This is a genomic window from Hydrogenovibrio halophilus DSM 15072 (assembly GCF_000384235.1).
Classification (GTDB): domain Bacteria; phylum Pseudomonadota; class Gammaproteobacteria; order Thiomicrospirales; family Thiomicrospiraceae; genus Hydrogenovibrio; species Hydrogenovibrio halophilus.
This window is the reverse complement of record NZ_KB913033.1, coordinates 1,527,995-1,548,163: the sequence shown is the minus strand read 5'-3', so window position 1 is coordinate 1,548,163 and position 20,169 is coordinate 1,527,995. Positions and strand designations below refer to the sequence as shown.

Annotated in this window: 18 protein-coding genes; 12 read left to right on the top strand and 6 right to left on the bottom strand. The window is 55.5% G+C overall.

Annotated elements, in window-relative coordinates; translation table 11 throughout:
- The first annotated feature begins 53 nt into the window (after positions 1-53).
- The 10 genes from A377_RS12765 (at position 54) to A377_RS0107460 (ending at position 11,069) form a co-directional block, all read left to right on the top strand.
- On the top strand, positions 54-2,789 hold the full coding sequence (locus A377_RS12765; protein ID WP_019895642.1) for a bifunctional diguanylate cyclase/phosphodiesterase: 2,736 nt from the start codon (positions 54-56) through the stop codon (positions 2,787-2,789).
- Between the two features lie 150 nt (positions 2,790-2,939).
- Positions 2,940-3,374 (top strand): type II 3-dehydroquinate dehydratase, encoded by a 435-nt coding sequence (aroQ, locus tag A377_RS0107500; protein ID WP_019895641.1) that lies wholly within the window; start codon positions 2,940-2,942, stop codon positions 3,372-3,374.
- 33 nt (positions 3,375-3,407) lie between these two features.
- Positions 3,408-3,878, top strand: coding sequence for an acetyl-CoA carboxylase biotin carboxyl carrier protein (accB, locus tag A377_RS0107495; protein ID WP_019895639.1), 471 nt, complete (start codon positions 3,408-3,410; stop codon positions 3,876-3,878).
- 72 nt (positions 3,879-3,950) lie between these two features.
- Positions 3,951-5,300, top strand: a complete 1,350-nt coding sequence (gene accC, locus A377_RS0107490) for an acetyl-CoA carboxylase biotin carboxylase subunit (RefSeq protein WP_028485360.1) — start codon at positions 3,951-3,953, stop codon at positions 5,298-5,300.
- Position 5,301: 1 nt separating this feature from the next.
- Entirely contained in the window at positions 5,302-6,204 is a 903-nt protein-coding gene (gene prmA, locus A377_RS0107485) for a 50S ribosomal protein L11 methyltransferase (protein ID WP_019895637.1), read from the top strand.
- Positions 6,201-7,157 (top strand): tRNA dihydrouridine synthase DusB, encoded by a 957-nt coding sequence (gene dusB / locus A377_RS0107480; RefSeq protein WP_019895636.1) that lies wholly within the window; start codon positions 6,201-6,203, stop codon positions 7,155-7,157. The genes prmA and dusB overlap by 4 nt, the downstream gene beginning before the upstream one ends.
- A 29-nt stretch (positions 7,158-7,186) precedes the next feature.
- The gene (locus A377_RS0107475) at positions 7,187-7,462 is read left to right on the top strand and encodes a helix-turn-helix domain-containing protein (protein WP_051083174.1); all 276 of its coding nucleotides are present in this window, start codon (positions 7,187-7,189) and stop codon (positions 7,460-7,462) included.
- Positions 7,463-7,483: 21 nt separating this feature from the next.
- A complete protein-coding gene (gene purH, locus A377_RS0107470; RefSeq protein WP_019895633.1) occupies positions 7,484-9,046 on the top strand; it encodes a bifunctional phosphoribosylaminoimidazolecarboxamide formyltransferase/IMP cyclohydrolase in 1,563 nt (520 codons plus the stop codon).
- A gap of 168 nt (positions 9,047-9,214) precedes the next feature.
- Positions 9,215-10,513 carry a phosphoribosylamine--glycine ligase gene (gene purD, locus A377_RS0107465; protein ID WP_019895632.1) on the top strand — a complete coding sequence of 433 codons (1,299 nt, stop codon included), beginning with the start codon at positions 9,215-9,217 and terminating at the stop codon, positions 10,511-10,513.
- A 289-nt stretch (positions 10,514-10,802) separates the two neighbouring features.
- Positions 10,803-11,069 carry a late competence development ComFB family protein gene (locus tag A377_RS0107460; protein ID WP_019895631.1) on the top strand — a complete coding sequence of 89 codons (267 nt, stop codon included), beginning with the start codon at positions 10,803-10,805 and terminating at the stop codon, positions 11,067-11,069.
- 54 nt (positions 11,070-11,123) lie between these two features.
- Here A377_RS0107460 and A377_RS0107455 read toward each other — a convergent pair whose 3' ends face one another.
- From A377_RS0107455 to A377_RS0107430, 6 genes are all read right to left on the bottom strand, one after another.
- Positions 11,124-11,657, bottom strand: coding sequence for a hypothetical protein (locus A377_RS0107455; RefSeq protein WP_019895630.1), 534 nt, complete (start codon positions 11,655-11,657; stop codon positions 11,124-11,126).
- A 91-nt stretch (positions 11,658-11,748) separates the two neighbouring features.
- Positions 11,749-12,651 carry a cation diffusion facilitator family transporter gene (locus A377_RS0107450; RefSeq protein ID WP_019895629.1) on the bottom strand — a complete coding sequence of 301 codons (903 nt, stop codon included), beginning with the start codon at positions 12,649-12,651 and terminating at the stop codon, positions 11,749-11,751.
- 148 nt (positions 12,652-12,799) lie between these two features.
- Positions 12,800-15,142: a nitric oxide reductase activation protein NorD gene (locus A377_RS0107445; protein WP_019895628.1), complete on the bottom strand. Its 2,343-nt coding sequence runs from the start codon at positions 15,140-15,142 to the stop codon at positions 12,800-12,802.
- Positions 15,143-15,252: 110 nt separating this feature from the next.
- Positions 15,253-16,071, bottom strand: a complete 819-nt coding sequence (locus A377_RS0107440; protein ID WP_019895627.1) for a CbbQ/NirQ/NorQ/GpvN family protein — start codon at positions 16,069-16,071, stop codon at positions 15,253-15,255.
- A 163-nt stretch (positions 16,072-16,234) separates the two neighbouring features.
- The gene (locus A377_RS0107435) at positions 16,235-16,588 is read right to left on the bottom strand and encodes a ribulose bisphosphate carboxylase small subunit (RefSeq protein ID WP_019895626.1); all 354 of its coding nucleotides are present in this window, start codon (positions 16,586-16,588) and stop codon (positions 16,235-16,237) included.
- Positions 16,589-16,617: 29 nt separating this feature from the next.
- Positions 16,618-18,036 carry a form I ribulose bisphosphate carboxylase large subunit gene (locus tag A377_RS0107430; protein WP_028485359.1) on the bottom strand — a complete coding sequence of 473 codons (1,419 nt, stop codon included), beginning with the start codon at positions 18,034-18,036 and terminating at the stop codon, positions 16,618-16,620.
- 223 nt (positions 18,037-18,259) lie between these two features.
- Here A377_RS0107430 and A377_RS0107425 point away from each other — a divergent pair, with 223 nt between their 5' ends.
- Both A377_RS0107425 and A377_RS0107420 read left to right on the top strand, forming a co-directional pair.
- Positions 18,260-19,198 carry a LysR family transcriptional regulator gene (locus tag A377_RS0107425; RefSeq protein WP_019895623.1) on the top strand — a complete coding sequence of 313 codons (939 nt, stop codon included), beginning with the start codon at positions 18,260-18,262 and terminating at the stop codon, positions 19,196-19,198.
- Positions 19,199-19,210: 12 nt separating this feature from the next.
- Positions 19,211-20,158 (top strand): LysR family transcriptional regulator, encoded by a 948-nt coding sequence (locus A377_RS0107420; protein WP_019895621.1) that lies wholly within the window; start codon positions 19,211-19,213, stop codon positions 20,156-20,158.
- The last annotated feature ends 11 nt before the right edge of the window (positions 20,159-20,169 follow it).

Below are 20,169 nucleotides of genomic sequence, written 5' to 3'. Positions count from 1 at the left end.
GGCATGCGTTATAATGCCGGAATGCTTATCCGGTTTCACAAGGGCGGTTTTTTATGCGCTGGCTGACCACTGCCCAATTCAACTTTCTGTGGCTGTTTCTGCTTTTGGTTTCCGTGTGGCTGGGGGGCATGAGCTTTCTCAATCACCAGAGCGACCAACAGAAACAGCAATACATTGACAAAAAACTCTCCGACCTGACGCTGGCCTGGCGCTCGGTCCAGCATTTGCAGAAAAAAAGCAAGCGCGCATTTCTGAACACCTACATCATGCAGCCGGATGTGCTGGCCCTGTTGCACCAGGCCCAGGACCCGGCCAAACGCAATCAGGCGCGCAAGCGGCTTGAGCGCAAAATGAATCCGGTTTACGCTCAGCTCAAGGCGTCCGACATCTATCAGTTTCAGTTTACCCTGCCGGACAATACCAGCCTGCTGCGCATGCATCGACCGGATTTTTATGGCGATGACCTGTCCGGTCTGCGCGATTCCTTTCGCATTGCCAATGAAACGCTCAAACCGGTTTCCGGTTTCGGTCTGGGCCGGGTATTGCCCGGTTTTCGCAATGTGTTTCCGATCATTGACGAGGGCGAGCACCTGGGTGCCGTTGAGTTCAGTCACGCCTTTGAAGCCCTGCGCCAAGACATGGCCTTTATCGATTCCAGCCGGGAATACAGCCTGATCCTGCACCCGCGGGTAAAACATGCCCTGTTTCAGCATTTCAAAAACTATTACACCCAGAGCCGCTTCAACCCGGACTGGATTGAAACCGACACCAGCAAGGACCTGCCAAACTCACCGCCGAGAGCCTCCAGTTTTTCCGACCGAAGCGGCCAGATTCTGAGCCAGATGCCGGTCGTGACCAAAAACATGCGTCAGGGAGACTCCTTTGCCATCGGTTACAAGTTAAACGGCCAACCGTACCTGGCCAGTTTTTTAAGCATTCGCGACCTGGAAAACAAACCTGCGGCTTATATGATAGCGTTGGCCGAAGCACCCTTCCTTGGTCAGCTGGACGACCGCTTAAGCGCCAGCCTGATTTTCATCACTCTGCTGGTAGTGTTGCTCGGCGCGGCCATACACCTGATCAACCAAAACCGTCAGGAACTCAAAATTGCCGCCACCGCGTTCAATGTGCAGGAAGGCATCGTGATCACCGATCCCGACGGCCACATTCTCAAGGTCAATCACTCTTTCACCCGCCTGACCGGCTATGCGCCGCATGAAGTCATCGGCAAAACCCCGGCGGTGCTCAGCTCCGGTCAGCAGAGCTCAAAATTTTACGAAACCATGTGGCGCGATCTGAAAAAACAGGGCCGCTGGCAGGGCGAGATCTGGAACCGACGCAAGAACGGCGAGGTCTATGCCGAATACCTGACCATCACCGCCGTCTATAATGACCGAGGCAAAATCTCGCATTACATCGGCGCCTTTGTCGACATCACCCAACGCAAGGAAGATGAAGAACAAATTCGCAAACTCGCCTTTTATGACCCACTGACCGGCCTGCCGAATCGGCGCTTGATGATTGAACGCCTGGAACACGCGATCGCCATGAGCGAACGCCACCACACCTATGGGGCCGTGCTGTTTATTGATCTGGACAATTTCAAGCACCTCAACGACACCCGTGGGCACGATGTCGGCGACCAGTTGTTGATCGAGGTGTCGGAACGGCTGAAGGACGTGTCACGGGACGCCGACACCATCGTGCGCCTGGGAGGGGATGAATTTGTGGTGATCTGCGAAGCCATGAGCAATGACGAACGCCTGGCCGCCCGAGACGCCGAAAAGATTGCCGAAAAGATCCGTGACTCCCTGACCCAACCCTATCATCTGGACACCATCGAGCATTACAACAGCCCCAGTATCGGCATCGCTCTGTTCCGTGATGGGTTGAACGATCTGGACGAACTGCTCAAGCAGGCCGATAACGCCATGTACCAGGCCAAAAATGCCGGGCGCAATACCATTCGACTGTTCAATCCCACCATGCAGAAAGAGCTGGAAGACCGCCTGCTATTGGAAAAGGACCTGCGGCGGGCGCTGGAAAAAGACGAACTGCAACTGCATTTTCAGCCTCAGGTGGACCAACAGGGCCATTTGCTGGGTGCCGAGGCATTGATACGCTGGCAGCATCCGCAGAGAGGCATGGTGTCCCCGGTTGACTTCATCCCCTTGGCCGAAGAAAGCCATCTGATCATCCAGATTGGGCACTGGGTATTGCAACAGGCCTGCGAAATGCTTTGTGCCTGGCAGAAAACCCCGGTTCTGAGTCACCTCACTTTGTCGGTCAATGTCAGCGGCCGTCAGATCCGCCAGCAGAATTTTGTGCGCGAAGTGCTCGACATTGTGCACCATTATCAGATTCCGCCTGAACGCCTGAAACTGGAAATCACCGAATCGGTCGCGCTGGACAACATGCTGGACACTCTGGAAAAAATGCAGGCCTTGCGCGAAGCGGGGATCATCTTTTCCATGGACGATTTCGGTACCGGCTATTCCTCTCTGTCCAGCATCAAGCAGCTGCCGATCAGTCAGGTCAAAATCGACAAAAGCTTTATCACCGACCTGGAAAGCAACCAGAATGACAAGGTGCTGACGGAAACCATTATTGCCATGGGCCGTGCGCTCAAGCTGGAAGTGCTGGCCGAAGGGGTCGAAACCGAAGCCCAGAAAGACAAACTGATCCGGCTGGGCTGCTTCCATTATCAGGGCTATTATTTCTCCCGCCCTCTGGACAGAAAAGCCTTTGACCACTATCTTCTGCAAACCCAGCAGGCAGGCCAAGTTTAAAAGCTTACTCTCCGAAGTATTTACGAAACACAGCTTTTCAGGACCGTTCATAACAATTCGTGAATGTTTTTGTTTTGCCTGCGTATTCAAGCCGGTTCTAATCGGGTATAATTTTCATTATTTTCACGCAATGGGTGAAGGCGGTACGTCATGGCAAACATTCTGGTCATCAACGGTCCCAACCTGAACATGCTGGGCAAACGTGAACCCGAAATTTACGGGCGCCAGACACTGGCCAATGTGATTGAAGACCTTGAAGCACTGGCCGACGACTACGAAGTACGCTTGCTGCATTTTCAGAGCAACAGCGAAACCGAGATCATCGAACGCATTCACGATGCCATGGACGAGGCGGCCTTTATCATCATCAATCCGGCGGCCTTCACCCACACCAGCGTGGCCATTCGCGATGCGCTGGCCACGGTCAAAATCCCGTTTATCGAAGTGCATTTATCCAATATTCATCGGCGTGAACCTTTTCGCGCCCACTCGTATTTTTCCGACCTGGCCGAAGGCGTCATTGCCGGGCTGGGTACCATCGGCTATCAGCTGGCCCTGACCGCCGCTGTCGAAAAACTCAAATAGACGTATATTTCACCCGCAAAGGACTTTTTTATTATGGACATTCGCTCAATTCGCAAACTGATCGAAATCGTGGAACACTCCGACATTGCCGAAATCGAAATCAAGGAAGGCGAGCATAATATTCGCATCACCCGCTCCAAAGAGCCGGTGATGATGCAGGCCCCACAACACATGGCCGCGCCGGTCAACACCATGCCCGCCCAGAATGCCGAACCAGCGCCTCAGGCCGCACCGGAACAGAGCGCGCCTCAGGCCGACGCCGAACCCAGCGGTCAAAAAATCCCTTCACCGATGGTCGGAACCTTTTACGAAGCCTCTTCGCCGGACGCGGCGCCGTTCGTACAGGTCGGCGACAAGGTCAACCCAGGCGACACGCTGTGCATCATCGAAGCGATGAAAATCATGAACCCGATCGAAGCGGAAGTGTCCGGCACCGTCAAGAAAATTCTGGCACAGAACGCCGAACCGGTCGAGTACGGCCAGACTCTGTTTATCATTGAATAAACCGGAACAAGCCCGCCCCCAAAGGGGCGAAACCGATTTTCTGCCAACAGCCAGTCACACATGAGACAACCCATGATTGAAAAAATCCTTATTGCCAACCGCGGCGAAATCGCGCTAAGAATTCTGCGCGCCTGCCGGGAACAGGGCATCAAAACCGTGGCCGTGCATTCCGCCGCCGATGCCAACCTCAAACACGTCCTGCTGGCCGATGAGTCCGTCTGCATTGGCCCGGCCTCTTCCAGCGAGAGTTACCTGCACATTCCGAGCATCATTTCGGCGGCCGAAATCACCGACGCCGAAGCCATTCATCCGGGATACGGCTTTTTGTCCGAGAACGCCGACTTTGCCGAGCGCGTGGAAGAAAGCGGCTTCATTTTTATGGGCCCCAAAGCCGAAACCATCCGCATTATGGGCGACAAGGTCTCGGCCATCCGCGCTATGAAAGCGGCGGGCGTGCCCACCGTGCCGGGTTCCGGCGGCCCCCTGGGCGAGGACGAAGAGGAAAACAAACGGATGGCGCGTGAAATCGGCTATCCGATCATCATCAAAGCCTCCGGTGGCGGTGGCGGACGCGGCATGCGCGTGGTCCACACCGAATCCAACCTGATCAAATCGATCCAACTGACCAAATCCGAAGCCGGCAATTTTTTCGGCAACCCGGAAGTCTACATGGAAAAATTCCTGGAAACCCCGCGTCACGTCGAGGTACAAGTGCTCTCAGACGGTCAGGGCAACGCCATTCATCTGGGTGAACGCGACTGCTCGATGCAGCGCCGCCACCAGAAAGTGATTGAAGAAGCGCCTGCGCCCGGCATCACCCAGGAAGAGCGTGATCGCATCGGCCAGGCCTGCGTCAATGCCTGTCTGGAAATCAATTACCGTGGGGCCGGCACCTTTGAATTCCTGTATGAGAACGGCGAATTTTATTTCATCGAAATGAACACCCGCCTGCAGGTAGAGCATCCGGTCACCGAACAGGTCACCGGCATCGATCTGGTCGCGGCGCAAATTGAAATCGCCACCGGCCATCCTCTGAGCATCAAGCAGGAAGACGTCAAAATCCAGGGCCATGCGATCGAATGCCGCATCAACGCCGAAAACCCGTCCAAAAACTTTGTGCCTTCGCCCGGCAAAATCGAGCGTCTGCACCTGCCCGGCGGCCCCGGCGTGCGCTGGGATTCACACATTTACACCGGCTATACCGTGCCGCCCTATTACGACTCCATGATCGGCAAGCTGATCTGCACTGGGGCCACGCGTGAATCGGCGATTGCCCGCATGGAAACCGCCCTGCACGAATTGATCATTCAAGGCATTGACACCAATGTCGCCATGCAGGAAGAAATCATGAGCGATCTCGGTTTCCGCGAAGGCGGCCCCAATATCCATTATCTGGAGCACCGGCTGGAACACCTGATCTGACATGGCCTGGATTCAGATCAAAACCACGGTTCAAGAGAGCCTGGCCGAACCCCTGTCCGACGCCTTTTCCGAAGCGGGTGCGGCCTCGGTTACCTTTGCCGATGCCGCCGACCAGCCCATTTTCGAACCCGAACTCGGTACCACACCCATTTGGGCCAATACCGAAGTGGTCGCCTTGTTTGACGCCGATGTGATCCCAGAGGCGATTCTGGATCAGGTTCTGGCCGATCCGGCCCTGCCGGAATCACCAGGCCTGGTCAAAAACGGGTTTTCGATTGAACCTCTGGAAGACAAGGACTGGGTTCGGGCCTGGATGGACGCGTTTGAACCCATGCGTTTCGGTGAGCGTCTGTGGATCGTGCCCAGCTGGCACCAGCCACCCCAGCCCGACGCGGTGAACTTGATGCTGGATCCGGGCATGGCGTTTGGCACCGGCACCCATCCGACCACCGCGCTGTGTCTGCAGTGGCTGGACGCCCAGCCACCCCAAAACCTGACCGTGATCGACTACGGCTGTGGCTCGGGCGTGCTGGCATTGGCCGCCAAAAAACTGGGGGCCAAACAGGTTTCCGGTACCGACATTGATCCCCAGGCCATTCGCGCCAGTCGCGACAATGCCGAGCGCAATCAGGCCGACATCGCATTTGATCTGGTGGCCGATTTCGAAGCCCGCCAACCGGCTCGCGCCGATCTGGTGATCGCCAACATCCTCGCCGGCCCGCTAAAAAGCCTGCTGCCCAATTTCCGCGCCTTGCTCCAACCGGGAGCCACTCTGGTGCTTTCCGGCCTGTTGACCACTCAGGCCGATGACCTGATTGCGCACTATGCACAGCAGGGCTTTGTCTGCCGCGAACATCGCAGCCTTGAGGACTGGTCGCAACTGACACTGCTTGCCCCGGCATGAGCTGGCCTTTTGCCCAAACCGGCCCCATTCTGGCCCTGGCCCCCATGGCCGGGGTGACCGATCGGGCCATGCGCGATCTGTGCCGATCGGAAGGCGCCGACTACACAGTGTCGGAGATGGTCGCGTCCAAACCCGGTCTGGAAGCCTCACGCAAATCCCAGACCCGTCATGCTCAGGCCGATGAAACCGAGCCGCGCATCGTCCAGCTACTGGGCACCGAGCCGGAAGACCTGGCCCGGGCCGCCCGTTTCCAGGTGGCCCGCGGGGCGCAAGTCATTGACCTGAACATGGGCTGCCCCGCGAAAAAGGTCTGTGCCGTCGCCGCCGGCTCGGCTTTGATGGCCGACCCCGGACGCGTGGCCGCCATTTTCGATGCGCTGGTGGCCGCCGTTTCGGTGCCGGTGACGGTCAAACTGCGCACCGGCGTCCGGACCGATCAGCGCAATGCCGTCGAAATCGCCCAACTGGCGGAAGCCTGCGGTCTTCAGGCCGTGGCCGTTCATGGCCGCACCCGGGCCGACCGATTTCAGGGACAGGCCGAATACGACACCATCCGTCAGGTCAAACAGGCGATCACTTTGCCAGTGATGGCCAACGGCGATATTTGCACCCCAAAACAGGCGCAGGATGTATTAAAATACACCGACGCCGATGGCCTGTTGATTGGCCGGGCGGCCCAGGGATACCCCTGGATTTTCCGGGAAATCCGACACTTTCTGAACACCGGTGAAACCCTGCCCCCACCCGGGACCGAGACGTTTCGCCAGGTCATGCGTCGCCACATTCAGGCCCTGATCCCGCTTTACGGCGAGCTTCAGGCGGCCAGAATCGCGCGCAAACACATTGGCTGGTACAGCCGGCATCTGCCCCGGGGCACCCAATTGCGGCAAGCCTTTAACCGACTGGACCAGACGGACCAGCAACTGGAACTGATCGACCGTTTTTTGACATGAACCATTCACACAACACCCAAATGACGGACATGCCTGTCACCGACTCGCCCAATCAGGCCCAGCAGACACCGGCGCCTTTGAACGAGCACGTCACCCAGACACTGGCGCACTACTTTCAGACACTGGAGCAGGAAACCCCGACCGATGTCTACCAGATGGTGATCAGCCAAGTGGAAAAGCCTCTGCTGGAGTATGTGCTGGCGCGAACCGAATTCAATCAAAGCCGCGCCGCCGCCATCCTGGGCATCAACCGCAACACCCTGCGCAAGAAAATGCAGCATTACCAGATTACCCAACCGTCTTAAACCACCTTTTGGAGAAGCTTTATGAAACCCGTTCGTCGCGCACTGCTCAGTGTTTCCGATAAATCCGGCATTGTCGATTTTGCCAAATCCCTGGCCGAGATGGACGTGGCCCTGTTGTCCACGGGCGGCACTTACAAAGCGCTGACGCAGGCCGGGCTGGATGTGACCGAAGTGTCGGAACACACCGGTTTTCCGGAAATGATGGCCGGACGGGTCAAAACCCTGCACCCGAAAATTCACGGCGGCCTGCTGGGACGCCGCGGTACCGACGACGCGGTCATGGCCGAACACGGCATTGATCCGATCGACATGGTCGTGGTCAATCTCTACCCGTTTGAAGCCACGGTGGCCAACCCCGATTGCACGCTGGAAGACGCGATCGAAAACATCGACATTGGCGGTCCCACCATGCTGCGCTCCGCGGCCAAAAACCACGCCGATGTGGCCGTGGTGACCGACCCGGACGACTATGTGCGTGTGCTCAAGGAAATGCAAGCCAGTCAGGGGGCGCTGTCCGATGCCACCCGTTTTGATCTGTCGATCAAAACCTTTGAACTGACCGCCCGCTATGACGGCGCGATTGCCAATTATTTCGGCCAGCGCTTCAGCGAAGACGCCAGCGACACCTTCCCGCGCACCTACAACACCCAGTTTGTGAAAAAACAAAGCATGCGCTATGGCGAAAACCCGCACCAGAAAGCCGCGTTTTACACCGAGCGCAATGCGACCGAAGCCAGTGTGTCCACGGCCAGACAGCTTCAGGGCAAGGCACTGTCGTTCAATAACATTGCCGACACCGATGCCGCGCTGGAACTGGTCAAGACCTTTAATGAAACCGCCTGTGTGATCGTCAAACACGCCAACCCGTGTGGCGTGGCCATGGGCACCGACTTGCAGGACGCTTATCAGCGCGCTTTCGAAACCGATCCAACCTCGGCCTTTGGCGGCATCATCGCTTTCAACCGCGCTCTGGACGGCAAAACCGCGCAAGCCATTGTCGACCAGCAGTTTGTGGAAGTGATCATCGCCCCCACGGTCACCGCCGAAGCCGAACAGGCCGTAGCCGCCAAGAAAAACGTGCGCCTGCTGACCTGTGGCGAACTGGCGGAAGCCCAGCCGGGACACGACTTCAAACGGGTCACCGGCGGATTGCTGGTCCAGGACCGGGATCTGGGCATGATCACCGCCGCCGACCTGAGCGTGGTCACCGAACGGACTCCGACCGACAAGGAAATGGCCGATCTGCTGTTTGCCTGGAAGGTGGGCAAATTTGTCAAATCCAACGCCATTGTCTACGTCAAAGACGGCCAGACCATTGGCGTGGGCGCCGGGCAAATGAGCCGGGTCTATTCCGCCAAAATTGCCGGGATCAAAGCCGCCGACGAAGGACTGGAAGTGCCCGGATCGGTCATGGCTTCGGACGCGTTTTTCCCTTTCCGGGATGGCATTGACGCGGCCGCCGAAGCCGGCATTACCGCGGTGATTCATCCCGGCGGTTCCATGCGCGATCAGGAAGTGATCGATGCGGCCAACGAACATGGGATTGCGATGGTGTTCACCGGCATGCGCCATTTCCGCCATTAAAAATGAAAAAATAGCTTGTTTGCTCAATCTCTGCGTTGGGAAATTTGGCCATAGCGTTGCTATGGCCTGCATTACCCGCCTTGACCTTGAGCAAAACGCTTATTTTTTATCCGGCAGCCTGTCGGACTTAGCAGAACGGACGAACTTACAAAATTGAATGGATTTGATATGAACGTATTAGTGATTGGAAGCGGCGGACGCGAACACGCTCTGGCCTGGCAATGTGCGCAGGACAAGGATGTCCAAACCACCTTTGTGGCGCCCGGCAATGCCGGCACCGCGCTGGAACCCGGCCTGACCAATGTCGACATTGCGGTGGACAATTTACCAGGCCTGGTCAAATTTGCTCAGGACGAACGGATCGACATCACCATTGTCGGCCCCGAAGCCCCATTGGTCGAGGGCGTGGTGGATGCCTTTGCCGAGGCCAGTCTCAAGTGCTTCGGGCCGAGCAAGGCCGCCGCCCAGCTGGAAGGCTCCAAGGCCTTTTCCAAGGACTTTCTGGCGCGGCACCGGATTCCCACTGCTGACTATCAGGTGTTTACCGAAGTGGCCCCGGCCCACGCCTATCTGGACAAGGTCGGCGCGCCCATTGTGGTCAAGGCCGACGGTCTGGCCGCGGGCAAGGGCGTGATTCTGGCTGAAACGCTGGAACAGGCCAAAGCGGCCGTGGACGACATGCTCTCGGGCAACAAGTTCGGCGAAGCCGGTGCCCGCGTGGTGATCGAGGAATTCCTGCAGGGCGAGGAAGCCAGCTTCATTGTCATGGCCGACGGCGAACACATTCTGTCGATGGCCACCTCTCAGGACCACAAAGCCCGTGACAATGGCGACACCGGCCCCAATACCGGCGGCATGGGCGCTTACACCCCGGCTCCGGTGGTCACCCGCGAGATTTACAAGCGGATTATGAGCGAAGTGATCCAGCCGACCATTGACGGCATGGCCGCAGACGGCCATCCCTACACCGGTTTTCTGTATGCCGGGATCATGATTACCGAGGACGGCACGCCCAAGGTATTGGAATACAATTGCCGTTTTGGCGACCCGGAAACCCAGCCGATTATGATGCGACTGCAATCCAGCCTGCCCAAAATGTGTCTGGCCGCGGTCGAACAACGTTTGCACCAGGTGGATGCCCAATGGGATGACCGTGCGGCGCTGGGCGTGGTCATGGCCGCAGGCGGCTACCCGGAAAGCTATCACAAGGGCGATGTGATTCAGGGCATTGACCGGGCCAACTCGGCCAACACCAAAGTGTTCCATGCCGGAACCGCCACCAATGACAAGGGGGATCTGGTCACCGCCGGCGGCCGGGTGCTTTGTGTGACCGCCCTGGGCGAGAACGTCACCGATGCCCAGGCGCGGGCGTATCAGGCGGTCAAACAGATTCAATGGGACAATGCCTATTACCGCACCGACATCGGTCACCGCGCCCTGGCCCGCGAAAGCAATAAACCGACGTAAAAACTACCAGGCCTAACCCGAATGTTTCATGAATTTGTGCTGAGATTGCGCAGGAACTTATTTTCACAAGGAAATTTCTCGACTTACCCCTTCGGGCGTCGAGTTCTTCGTTTCCGAAGAAGCGTCGTATCCATGATTACGACCGACTGAGGAAATATTGCTTGTGGAATCAAGGGGCAAGCAAGGTCGGTGCAAATTTGTGAAATATTCGGGTTAATAAAAAAGCGGTTTTTTTCTGTGTGCGAATCGGCTATATTGATGGTTTGACACGCGCAAACAGGAGCCGGTTATGTCCACATTAGAGTCCGTTCATAATTATTATGAACGCAGGGTTTTCGATCACATCAATGAAAACTACCTCCAAAGCGGTCTGAACGAAGAGCAACTGGCCGATTTGGCCTGTATGGCGCTCAACCGCATTCCTCCCCGTTACATCCGCTACGACATTGACATGTCGTTTTACATGTCCGGGCAGGAACACATCGAAGTGGATGACACCGTGGCCAAAGCGGTCAAGAAGGCGTTCAAAAAGATCCGGAAACTGGACGAGGTTTGATTCGGTCAGAGATGCCAGAGAAGCTGACTTGCAGCCTCTCTGATCTGTCGGAGACTATTCGATGCAGCTGAAACGGCACACATTGACGCTGATGTAGTCCTCGTAAGCCCCACCGGACTGGACCCAGTTTTTGACCTTATTGCGAATCGCCAGTGCCGGCATCGCTTCTTCCAGCGTCAGATTCAGACCATACTCAAAACGCGTGCTGCTGGCGTCTTCACACACCATTTCGCCCTTTTCCGCAAACACCGCCACCGTGGCCGTCTTGCCCGGCATGGACACAAAAGCCTCCGGGCCGTGCTCCTGAACAAAAGCCTGCAACGCACGGTTAAAGTAAGCCTTGCTGACCGGGTTGTACTGGTAATATTCCTGAATCAACCCTTCTGCGCGCGACATTAATGACGCTTTCAAGGCCTCGGTCGAATCAAACGATTCGTCGCCCATTTCAAAAATCACAAAGGCCTGATCCGGTCGACCAATGACCAAGGTTTCGTCGTTTTCGATTACCAGACCCGCGCCGTCCACAATGGCCTGATAATCCTGATCGGTCAACTGCTCTAAAGCCTGCTTCATTTCGGTTGCGTTCATGTCGTTGCTATCCTTGTTCAAATTCTCTAGAAAATCGGTGTTTTGAGCCAAACGCGGGCTAGCAGCCTGTCGGACTTAAGCCAATCGGCTGCTAGGGTTCATTTCGGTCTGGGCAAGGGTAATCGCGGCTTTCAAACTCCAGCGTCGCGTGCTTGATCCCGAGCTTGTCGGACAGAGCCTGCTTTAATGGCGATTTGATCTGTTCCATTTGCTCAAGATCGTCCAGCACAATATGCGCTTCCATCGCAATCTGATGCTCATCAATCTGCCACAGGTGCAGGTGATGCACATTGACCACACCGGGACTCTCGGCGAGCAAACCCCGTACCCTGGCCAGACTGATCTGACTGGGCGCACCGTCCATCAACAGATGCGCGACCTTGGGCAATTGCACCACCGCCTGCCAGAGAATGTACCCGGCAATGGCCAGGGTAATCAGGGCATCCACCCAGACCCAGCCATACAGCAGAATCAAGGTACCGGAAATCATCACCCCGACCGAGGCCAGTGAGTCCCCCAGATTGTGCAGGAACGCCGCTTTCATATTCATGCTGTTTTTGGACGGTCCCCAGGTCAGGAGTACGGTAAACACGTCCACTATCAGGGCGATCCCGGCCACCACCACCACAATCCAACCCGTAATCGGCTCGGGCGCATAAAACCGTTTGAACGCTTCGACCATCAGATAAAAGCCGATCATCAACAACAGCAACAGATTGACAAACGCCGCCAGGGTCTCAGTACGCTTGTAGCCAAACGTCTTCTGAGCATCGGCCGGACGCCGCCCCAAACGGATCGCCACCAAAGCGATCAGCAGAGACGCCGCGTCGCTGAAATTGTGCAGCGCATCCGCCATCAGCGACAGACTGCCGGAAATCAGCCCACCAATCACTTGCGCCAGCGTCAGCAGCATATTGGCGGCCACCGCCCAGATCAGACGCACTTCGCCGATTTTGGACGGATCGCCATGGGCATGAATATGATTATGGGACATAAAAACTCCAGCCAGTCCTGTGTATGATCAGGGAATAAAAAAACCGACTCTGAGCATAGCTTACTCAGGTCGGTTTCTCAACGATGCCATCGTTATTCTGCCTTGCGTTTGCCCGCCATGCAGTCTGCCAGAACGGACAAAACCACCATCAGCTGGTCAAATTGGCAAACAACGCCGGCAGTTTTTCCGGCAGGCGCATCACATTATCGACAATGGCATAACGGTTGTGCCCGAAGATGTGCTGCACGTACTTGTCGGCAAACTGGTCGATGGTCAGGCAGTAGGAATAGATGCCGCGTGCGCCCAGTTCATCCACCGCTTTTTTGGCATCCTGCTTCAGGTATTGCGTGTCCTGCTCATCGATGTCCGACGGCTCGCCATCGGTGATGGTCAGCAGCAACTTCTGTTTGCTCGGCTGTTGGTCCAGATAATGTCCGGCGTGGCGCATGGCCGCGCCCATCCGTGTGGACAGGCCGCCCTGCATGCCCGCCAGTTTGGCCTTCACATCCGCATCAAAGGGTTCTTCAAACTGCTTGAAGCGGGTGTATTGCACGTCATGACGCCCGTCCGAGGCAAAACCGTGCACCGCAAACTGATCACCAATGCCATTGATCGCATGCGATACCAGAATCGCCGCCTCACGGGTCACATCGAGTACGGTCTTGTCTTCCCCGGCCACGTATTCATTGGTGGATTCCGACAGATCCAGCAGAATCACCACCGAGACTTCACGCGAACGGATCACGTTTTTCATGGTGATCCGCGGGTCCGGTTCCTGTCCCATGCGCAAGGAGGTGATCGCTTCCACACAGGCATTCAGATCCAGCTCGTCCCCGTCTTCGATCCGGCGAATTCGTTGCAACCCGACCGACTGAAGCTTGTCCACGATCTGGCGGATGCGATGGGCAATGCCTTTGTTCTTGTCCAGAATTTCGTCGTACAGCATCGGATCGCCTTTTTGAGCCCGATGCTCATACAGCGTCACCCAGCTGGGCCGCGCCAACTGAACCCGGTAATCCCATTCGTGGTAATGGTATGGGTCGGAAACAGGCTCCACCCCTTCCAACTCATTGTAGGACTGACCGTGGTCTTCGTAAGGGAACAGTTCCGTGCCCAGCACCCAGACTTCATCGTGGTCCACGTCTTCCAGTTCGGAATCGATTTCGTTGACCATTTCCATCAGGGACACATGCTTGCGGACGGTTTCCTGCTGGGCGGCGCCCATGCCGGCCATTTCGCCCCACTCTTCACTGGCCCAGACCAGACGATTGTCATCGCGGTAGCCAAAACGGGTTCGGCTGATGTCGGTCAGGGATTCCCACTTGGTCACCGCCTGATTCAGGGCGTTGTAGAGCGTCAGCCCCATGTCCCAGGACCATTTTTCGTCTTCCAGATGGTCATCGATCTCGTTGTAAAAACGCTCGTGCACCAGATTCAGGGCATTGTCATTCAAGGCGGAAAGGTCGTAATCCGGGTCCATCAGCGACAAGGCCAGTTGCTCCAGACGCCAGGCGGTGGAGCCTTCCGGCAATTCAACCGCTTCTCGGTTGGCGTCAAACACCTTCAGCCACAGCTTTTTGAGTCCGGGGAATTTTTTGATCGCGTTGTATTCCACCCGCGCGTCTTCGATCAGTTCAATAAAGAACATCTGTTGCGGGTTGAGCTGTTCCATCGAGATCGCCTGACTGCTGTACATCAGGTGCGCGGCCTGGTGCGCGGCCATGGCCCGATAGATTTCCAGGCCTTTGATCCCACCCAAATCGTCCAACGCATCCGGCAGATGCATGGCCATGTTTTCAAAATAGGGTTTGAAGTCTTCGAAGTCGGCCGCAGCCGGACGGATAAAGAAATCCCGCCCCCAGAAAGCGCGCAGAAAGAAGTTGAGCGACCGGTGATGGTCGATGAACAAGGTGCCTTTGCGTTGCTGCTGGAACACCGCTTTGGAATCGGCCGCTTCCAGTGAGAAATAAGCAATCTGGGCCTTGAAATCGCGGGCATGGGCTTGCGCGCCCCACTGGGCCCAGCGACGCAGTCCGGAGACAGTCAGCTTGGACAGCAATTCGTCGATGTTCTGCAACATCGGACGCAATCCGCGAGGCGACTTGGACCCGATCTGGTAGACCAGCGACAGATAGGTGCGCAGCAGGGTAATGTCACCGGTGCGCTCTGCCGCCAACGGCAGAGAATCCAGCATCAACCCCACCACTTCGCCTGACGTCACCGACGACAGTTTCATGGTGGTTTCAACGATGTCGCCCAGGATTTCATCTTCGACCCGGGCGACCACCTGAGGCACCGCTTCCAGAAAGCTGACGACCACATCCTTGCCTTTGCCCAGATAAGCAATGCCCTGAGCATTCTGCAGCCAGGTTTTGCGTGTGGCCTCATTCATGGAATGGGCCGCCTCATGCATCAATGAATCCAGCATTTCCTCCAGCTGAGGTACGGATTCAATCAACGAGGCTTTGATTTCTTCGATTTCCGAACTCATAGCGACATACCCTGTTTCGAATAACACACACGCAGCAAGCAAAGTCCAAAACAACCAGGCCTGGTTGTTTTTTGGTGTTTGCCTGCCTTGAAAAGGACTTTACGAACGCCTTACTCGAAGAAGGTGTCGACCGTTGTCAACAAGGTATCCAGAATGTCGTCATCGTCGGTCAGCGGAGTGATCAACGCCACGGTACAGGCCTGTTTGGCCGGAACGCCCTTGTTGATCAACTGCGCCGCATACACCAGCAAACGGGTGGAAATCCCCTCATCCAGGCCGTGCCCTTTCAGGTTACGCGAACGCTGTGCGATCTGCACCAGCTTCTCCGCCGTCGCCTTATCAATGCCCGCTTCTTTGGACACGATTTCGGCTTCCACCGCTTCTTCCGGGTAATCGAATTTGAAACCGCCAAAACGCTGTTTGGTCGATTGCTTCAAATCTTTCATCATCGACTGATAACCGGGGTTGTAGGAAATCACCAGCTGGAAATCGGGATGCGCTTCCACCAGCTCCCCTTTTTTGTCCAGCGGCAACACCCGACGGTGGTCGGTCAAAGGGTGAATCACAACCGTGGTGTCCTGACGCGCTTCCACCACTTCGTCCAGATAACAGATGGCGCCGATGCGCGCCGCCACAGTCAAAGGACCGTCCTGCCAACGGGTACCATTGACGTCAATCAGGTAGCGCCCGACCAGGTCGGAGGCGGTCATGTCTTCGTTACAGGACACGGTAATCAGCGGCTTGTTCAGCTTGTGCGCCATGTATTCCACAAATCGCGACTTACCACAACCGGTCGGCCCTTTCAGCATGATCGGCATGCGCGTGGCATAGGCCGATTCAAACACGTCCACTTCGTCCGCAACCGACTGATAGAAAGGTTCTTCTTTAATCAGATATTGAGATGGGTCCAACGCATTGACTTCAGACATAATCGACTCCCTGGTTGTTTGCCTGCAACAGGCTTGAGATAGGCATTTCAGATTGATAAGCGGTCGCCATTCAAAGACAACGGCTTACGAATCGGAAATGACGGTCGGCCTTGTGGACCGACCGCTCCGCCGGAAAACCGGCGGAAGCATGAAAGCGGATCGCTTACATGTCACCACGCTTGATCAGCATGTTCGCACCTTGCGACTGGGTATAGTTGTTATACCCGATCAGGCGAACGTGGTTGTTTGGATTGGCTTTGATGCAGGCATCCAGCTCTTCCATCACACGATCCACCGAAGTTTCACCAAACATTGGCAGTTTCCACATATACCAGAAGTACTGGAAAGCGTGCTCTGGCTCAGTGTGTTCGATCGCTGGGTTCCAGCCTTGATCGATGATGTACTGAACCTGCTTGCGAAGCTGCTCTTCGTTCATCTTTGGCAGGTAAGAAAACGTTTCTGCCTTACGCGACTTCGGGTCGGACAGACGCGAAGGATAATCTTGTACTTCACTCATGATTTAAACTCCTAATAAACTGGTTTCGATTACTTGTGGCTGACGTCAAGCTTGTCAACAGTGTCGAATTCAAACTTGATTTCTTTCCAAGTTTCCATCGCCACTTTCAACTCAGGGCTGTGCTTGGCCGCTTCGGTCAGCACTTCTTTACCAATCTTCTCGACTTCTTTGCCTTCGTTACGAGCTTGCACACAAGCTTCCAGTGCGACGCGGTTTGCCGCTGCACCCGCTGCGTTGCCCCATGGGTGACCCAAAGTACCACCACCGAACTGCAGAACGGAGTCGTCACCGAAGATCGCAACCAACGCAGGCATGTGCCAAACGTGGATACCACCGGAAGCTACGGGCAGAACACCAGGCATCGCGCCAAAGTCCTGATCAAACATGATGCCACGTGAACGGTCTTCTTCGATGAAGCTGTCACGCATCAGATCGATCCAGCCCAGAGTCGCGTCACGATCGCCTTCCAGCTTACCAACAACGGTACCGGAGTGCAGGTGATCACCACCAGACAAACGCAGCGCTTTGGCCAGAACACGGAAGTGGATACCGTGGTGTGGGTTACGGTCGATCACACCGTGCATGGCGCGGTGAATGTGCAGCAGAACGCCGTTTTCACGACACCAGTTCGCCAGACCTGTGTTGGCCGTGAAGCCACCAGTCAGGTAATCGTGCATGATGATCGGTGAACCCAGTTCTTTTGCGAACTCGGCACGCTTATACATTTCTTCAGGCGTCGGAGCCGTCACGTTCAGGTAGTGACCTTTGCGCTCACCGGTTTCCGCTTCGGACTTTTCAATCGCATCCTGACAGAACAGGAAGCGGTCACGCCAGCGCATGAACGGCTGAGAGTTGACGTTTTCGTCATCCTTGGTGAAGTCCAGACCGCCGCGCAGACATTCGTACACAGCACGACCATAGTTCTTCGCAGACAGACCCAGCTTCGGCTTGATGGTACAACCCAGCATCGGACGACCATACTTGTCCATCTTGTCACGCTCAACATGGATACCGTGTGGTGGCCCACCACAGGTCATCACGTAAGCCAGCGGAATGCGAACGTCTTCCAGGCGCAGGGAACGCAGCGCCTTAAAGCCGAATACGTTACCAACCAAAGACGTAAAGACGTTGACCACAGACCCTTCTTCGAACAGATCGATCGGGTAAGCGATGAACGCGTAGAACGCTTCGTCGTCACCTGGCACGTCTTCGATTTTGTAAGCACGGCCTTTGTAGTAGTCCAGATCGGTCAAAAGATCGGTCCAAACGGTGGTCCAGGTACCGGTGGAAGATTCGGCTGCTACCGCAGCGGCGATCTCTTCACGTGGTACGCCTGGCTGAGGAACCACTTTAAAACACGCCAAAAAGTCCGATTCTTTCGGCTGATATTCTGGCATCCAATACGTTTCGCGGTATTCTTTTACACCCGCGTTATAAGTCTTAGCCATCTTTTACCTCTTCGTTGTCGTTGGATAGTAAAAATGAGTCTGAAACGAAAATCCGTCACCGGCACAATTCTGATGTGGAATCGTCGCCTGCTGATTTCGTCTGCAGTGGTGCTATCTTATTGGAATCAACCCGAATGAAAATAAGGTGTTTGTTATAATGTGCATTACATTTTGTTATGTTTATGGATAAAATAGAGTTTTATCAATAGGTTAATTTTTTCAGATGAACGAACACGCCTTACCTTTTCACGTCACGGCCCAACAAATTCGCATCTTCAATGCGGTCTGTCGCCATAAAAGCTACACCAATGCCGCTGAAGAATTGGACCTGTCACAACCAGCGGTCTCGGTGCAAGTCAAACGCATTGAGGACAATAACGAGATCAAACTGGTCGAATTCATAGGCAAAAAATTGTTCCTGACTCCGGCCGGGGAAAAAATGTGCCAGGTCTGTGACAACATTCTGCAGCAGCTTCAGGACTTGAACGAAAACATCAAATCAGAACAGACTGTGGTCAAAGGCGAGCTTAAAATTGCCATGGTCACCCCGGCCAAATACTTCATTCCTTATGTGCTCAAAGCGTTTTTAAACAAATACCCCGAAGTGCATCCCAATATCACCGTGGTCAATCGCCGCCGCATTCTGGGCGAACTCAAAAACAACCAATACCATCTGTCGATCATGGGCCGCGTGCCGCCGGAACTGCAGATGGATGCCTACCCCTTTTTCAAAAACGAGCTGGTCGTGGTCGCACCGCCGACCTACAAACCACCAATCAAAGGCCAAATCCCGATTGTCGAGCTGGCCGATGAAAAATTCATGACCCGGGAAGTCGGTTCCGGCATTCGCATCGCCGCCGAAGAACTGTTTTCGCAAAAAGGCATTCGCCTCCAGCCTTATATGGAACTGGGCAGCACTGAGGCCACCAAGCAGGCAGTCATGGCCGGTCTGGGTCTGGCCGTGGTACCCAGACAGGCGGTGCGGATTGAAGCCAAATACGACCATCTGAAAATACTAGATGTGGAAGGCTTTCCATTGAACCGCGACTGGTACGTGGCCAAACCCAAAGACAAAGTCATGCTGCCACCGGCACAGGCGTTTATGGATTTCCTCAAAGAGGTGGACATCAACCGGCTGCTGGCCATGTCCGACACCCGTTAACAGGACCCCATCATGCCGGAAAAAATCTCACTCCTCGCCAGAAGCGCCACCCTCAGACAACTTCAGGTGTTTGAGTGCATCGCCCGTGTGAACAGTTTTTCCAAAGCGGCAGAAGAGCTGCACCTGACACAACCCACTGTCTCCATGCAGGTCAAGAAGCTGTCAGACGTACTGGAAACCCCTCTGTTTGAACAGATCGGGCGCAAGGTCTACCTCACCAGCACCGGAGAAAAACTCTACGAAGCCGCAAGGAACATTCTGGATCAGCTTTCGATTGCGGAACAAAAGATCAACCACCTCAAGGGCTTTTCCGGCGGCAACGTCAAGTTCACGGTCATTTCCACGGCCCAATACTTTGTTCCCAAAGTGATTGACCGGTTCACTCGTGCCCACCCCGACATTTCCGTGATCATGCGCGTCGGCAACCGCGAAACCCTTCTGGAACGGATTCAGCAAAACAAGGACGATTTTTATCTGCTCGGCCAGCCACCGGAAGGATTGAATCTCGATTCGTCTCAACTGGCCATCAACCCGCTGGCCTTTGTCGCCAACAGCGCCCACCCACTGGTGGGGAAAAAGCTCACCACGGACGACCTGGCCAATGAAGCCTTTTTGATGCGGGAAACCGGCTCCGGCATCCGTGCCCAGATCGAGAAGGTGTTTCACGAATTCGACTTTACCCCGCAGATCAAAATGGTGTTGGGCGGCAACGAAGCCATCCGCCTGGGGCTGCTGCAAAATCTGGGCATTACCGTCGCCTCCGTGGCCACCCTGATGGATGAAATCAACCAGGGACGGATTTGTGTGTTGGACGTCGAAGGCTTCCCCATTAACCGACACTGGTATCTGGCCTACCCAAAGGGCAAGATTCTGTCGATTGCCGCCGAAGAGCTGATTCAGCTGCTACAGGCCGAAGGCAAAAAGCTCAGCCAGGACGTTTTCCGAAAGCTGAACCCCTAAACCCTGCCCCT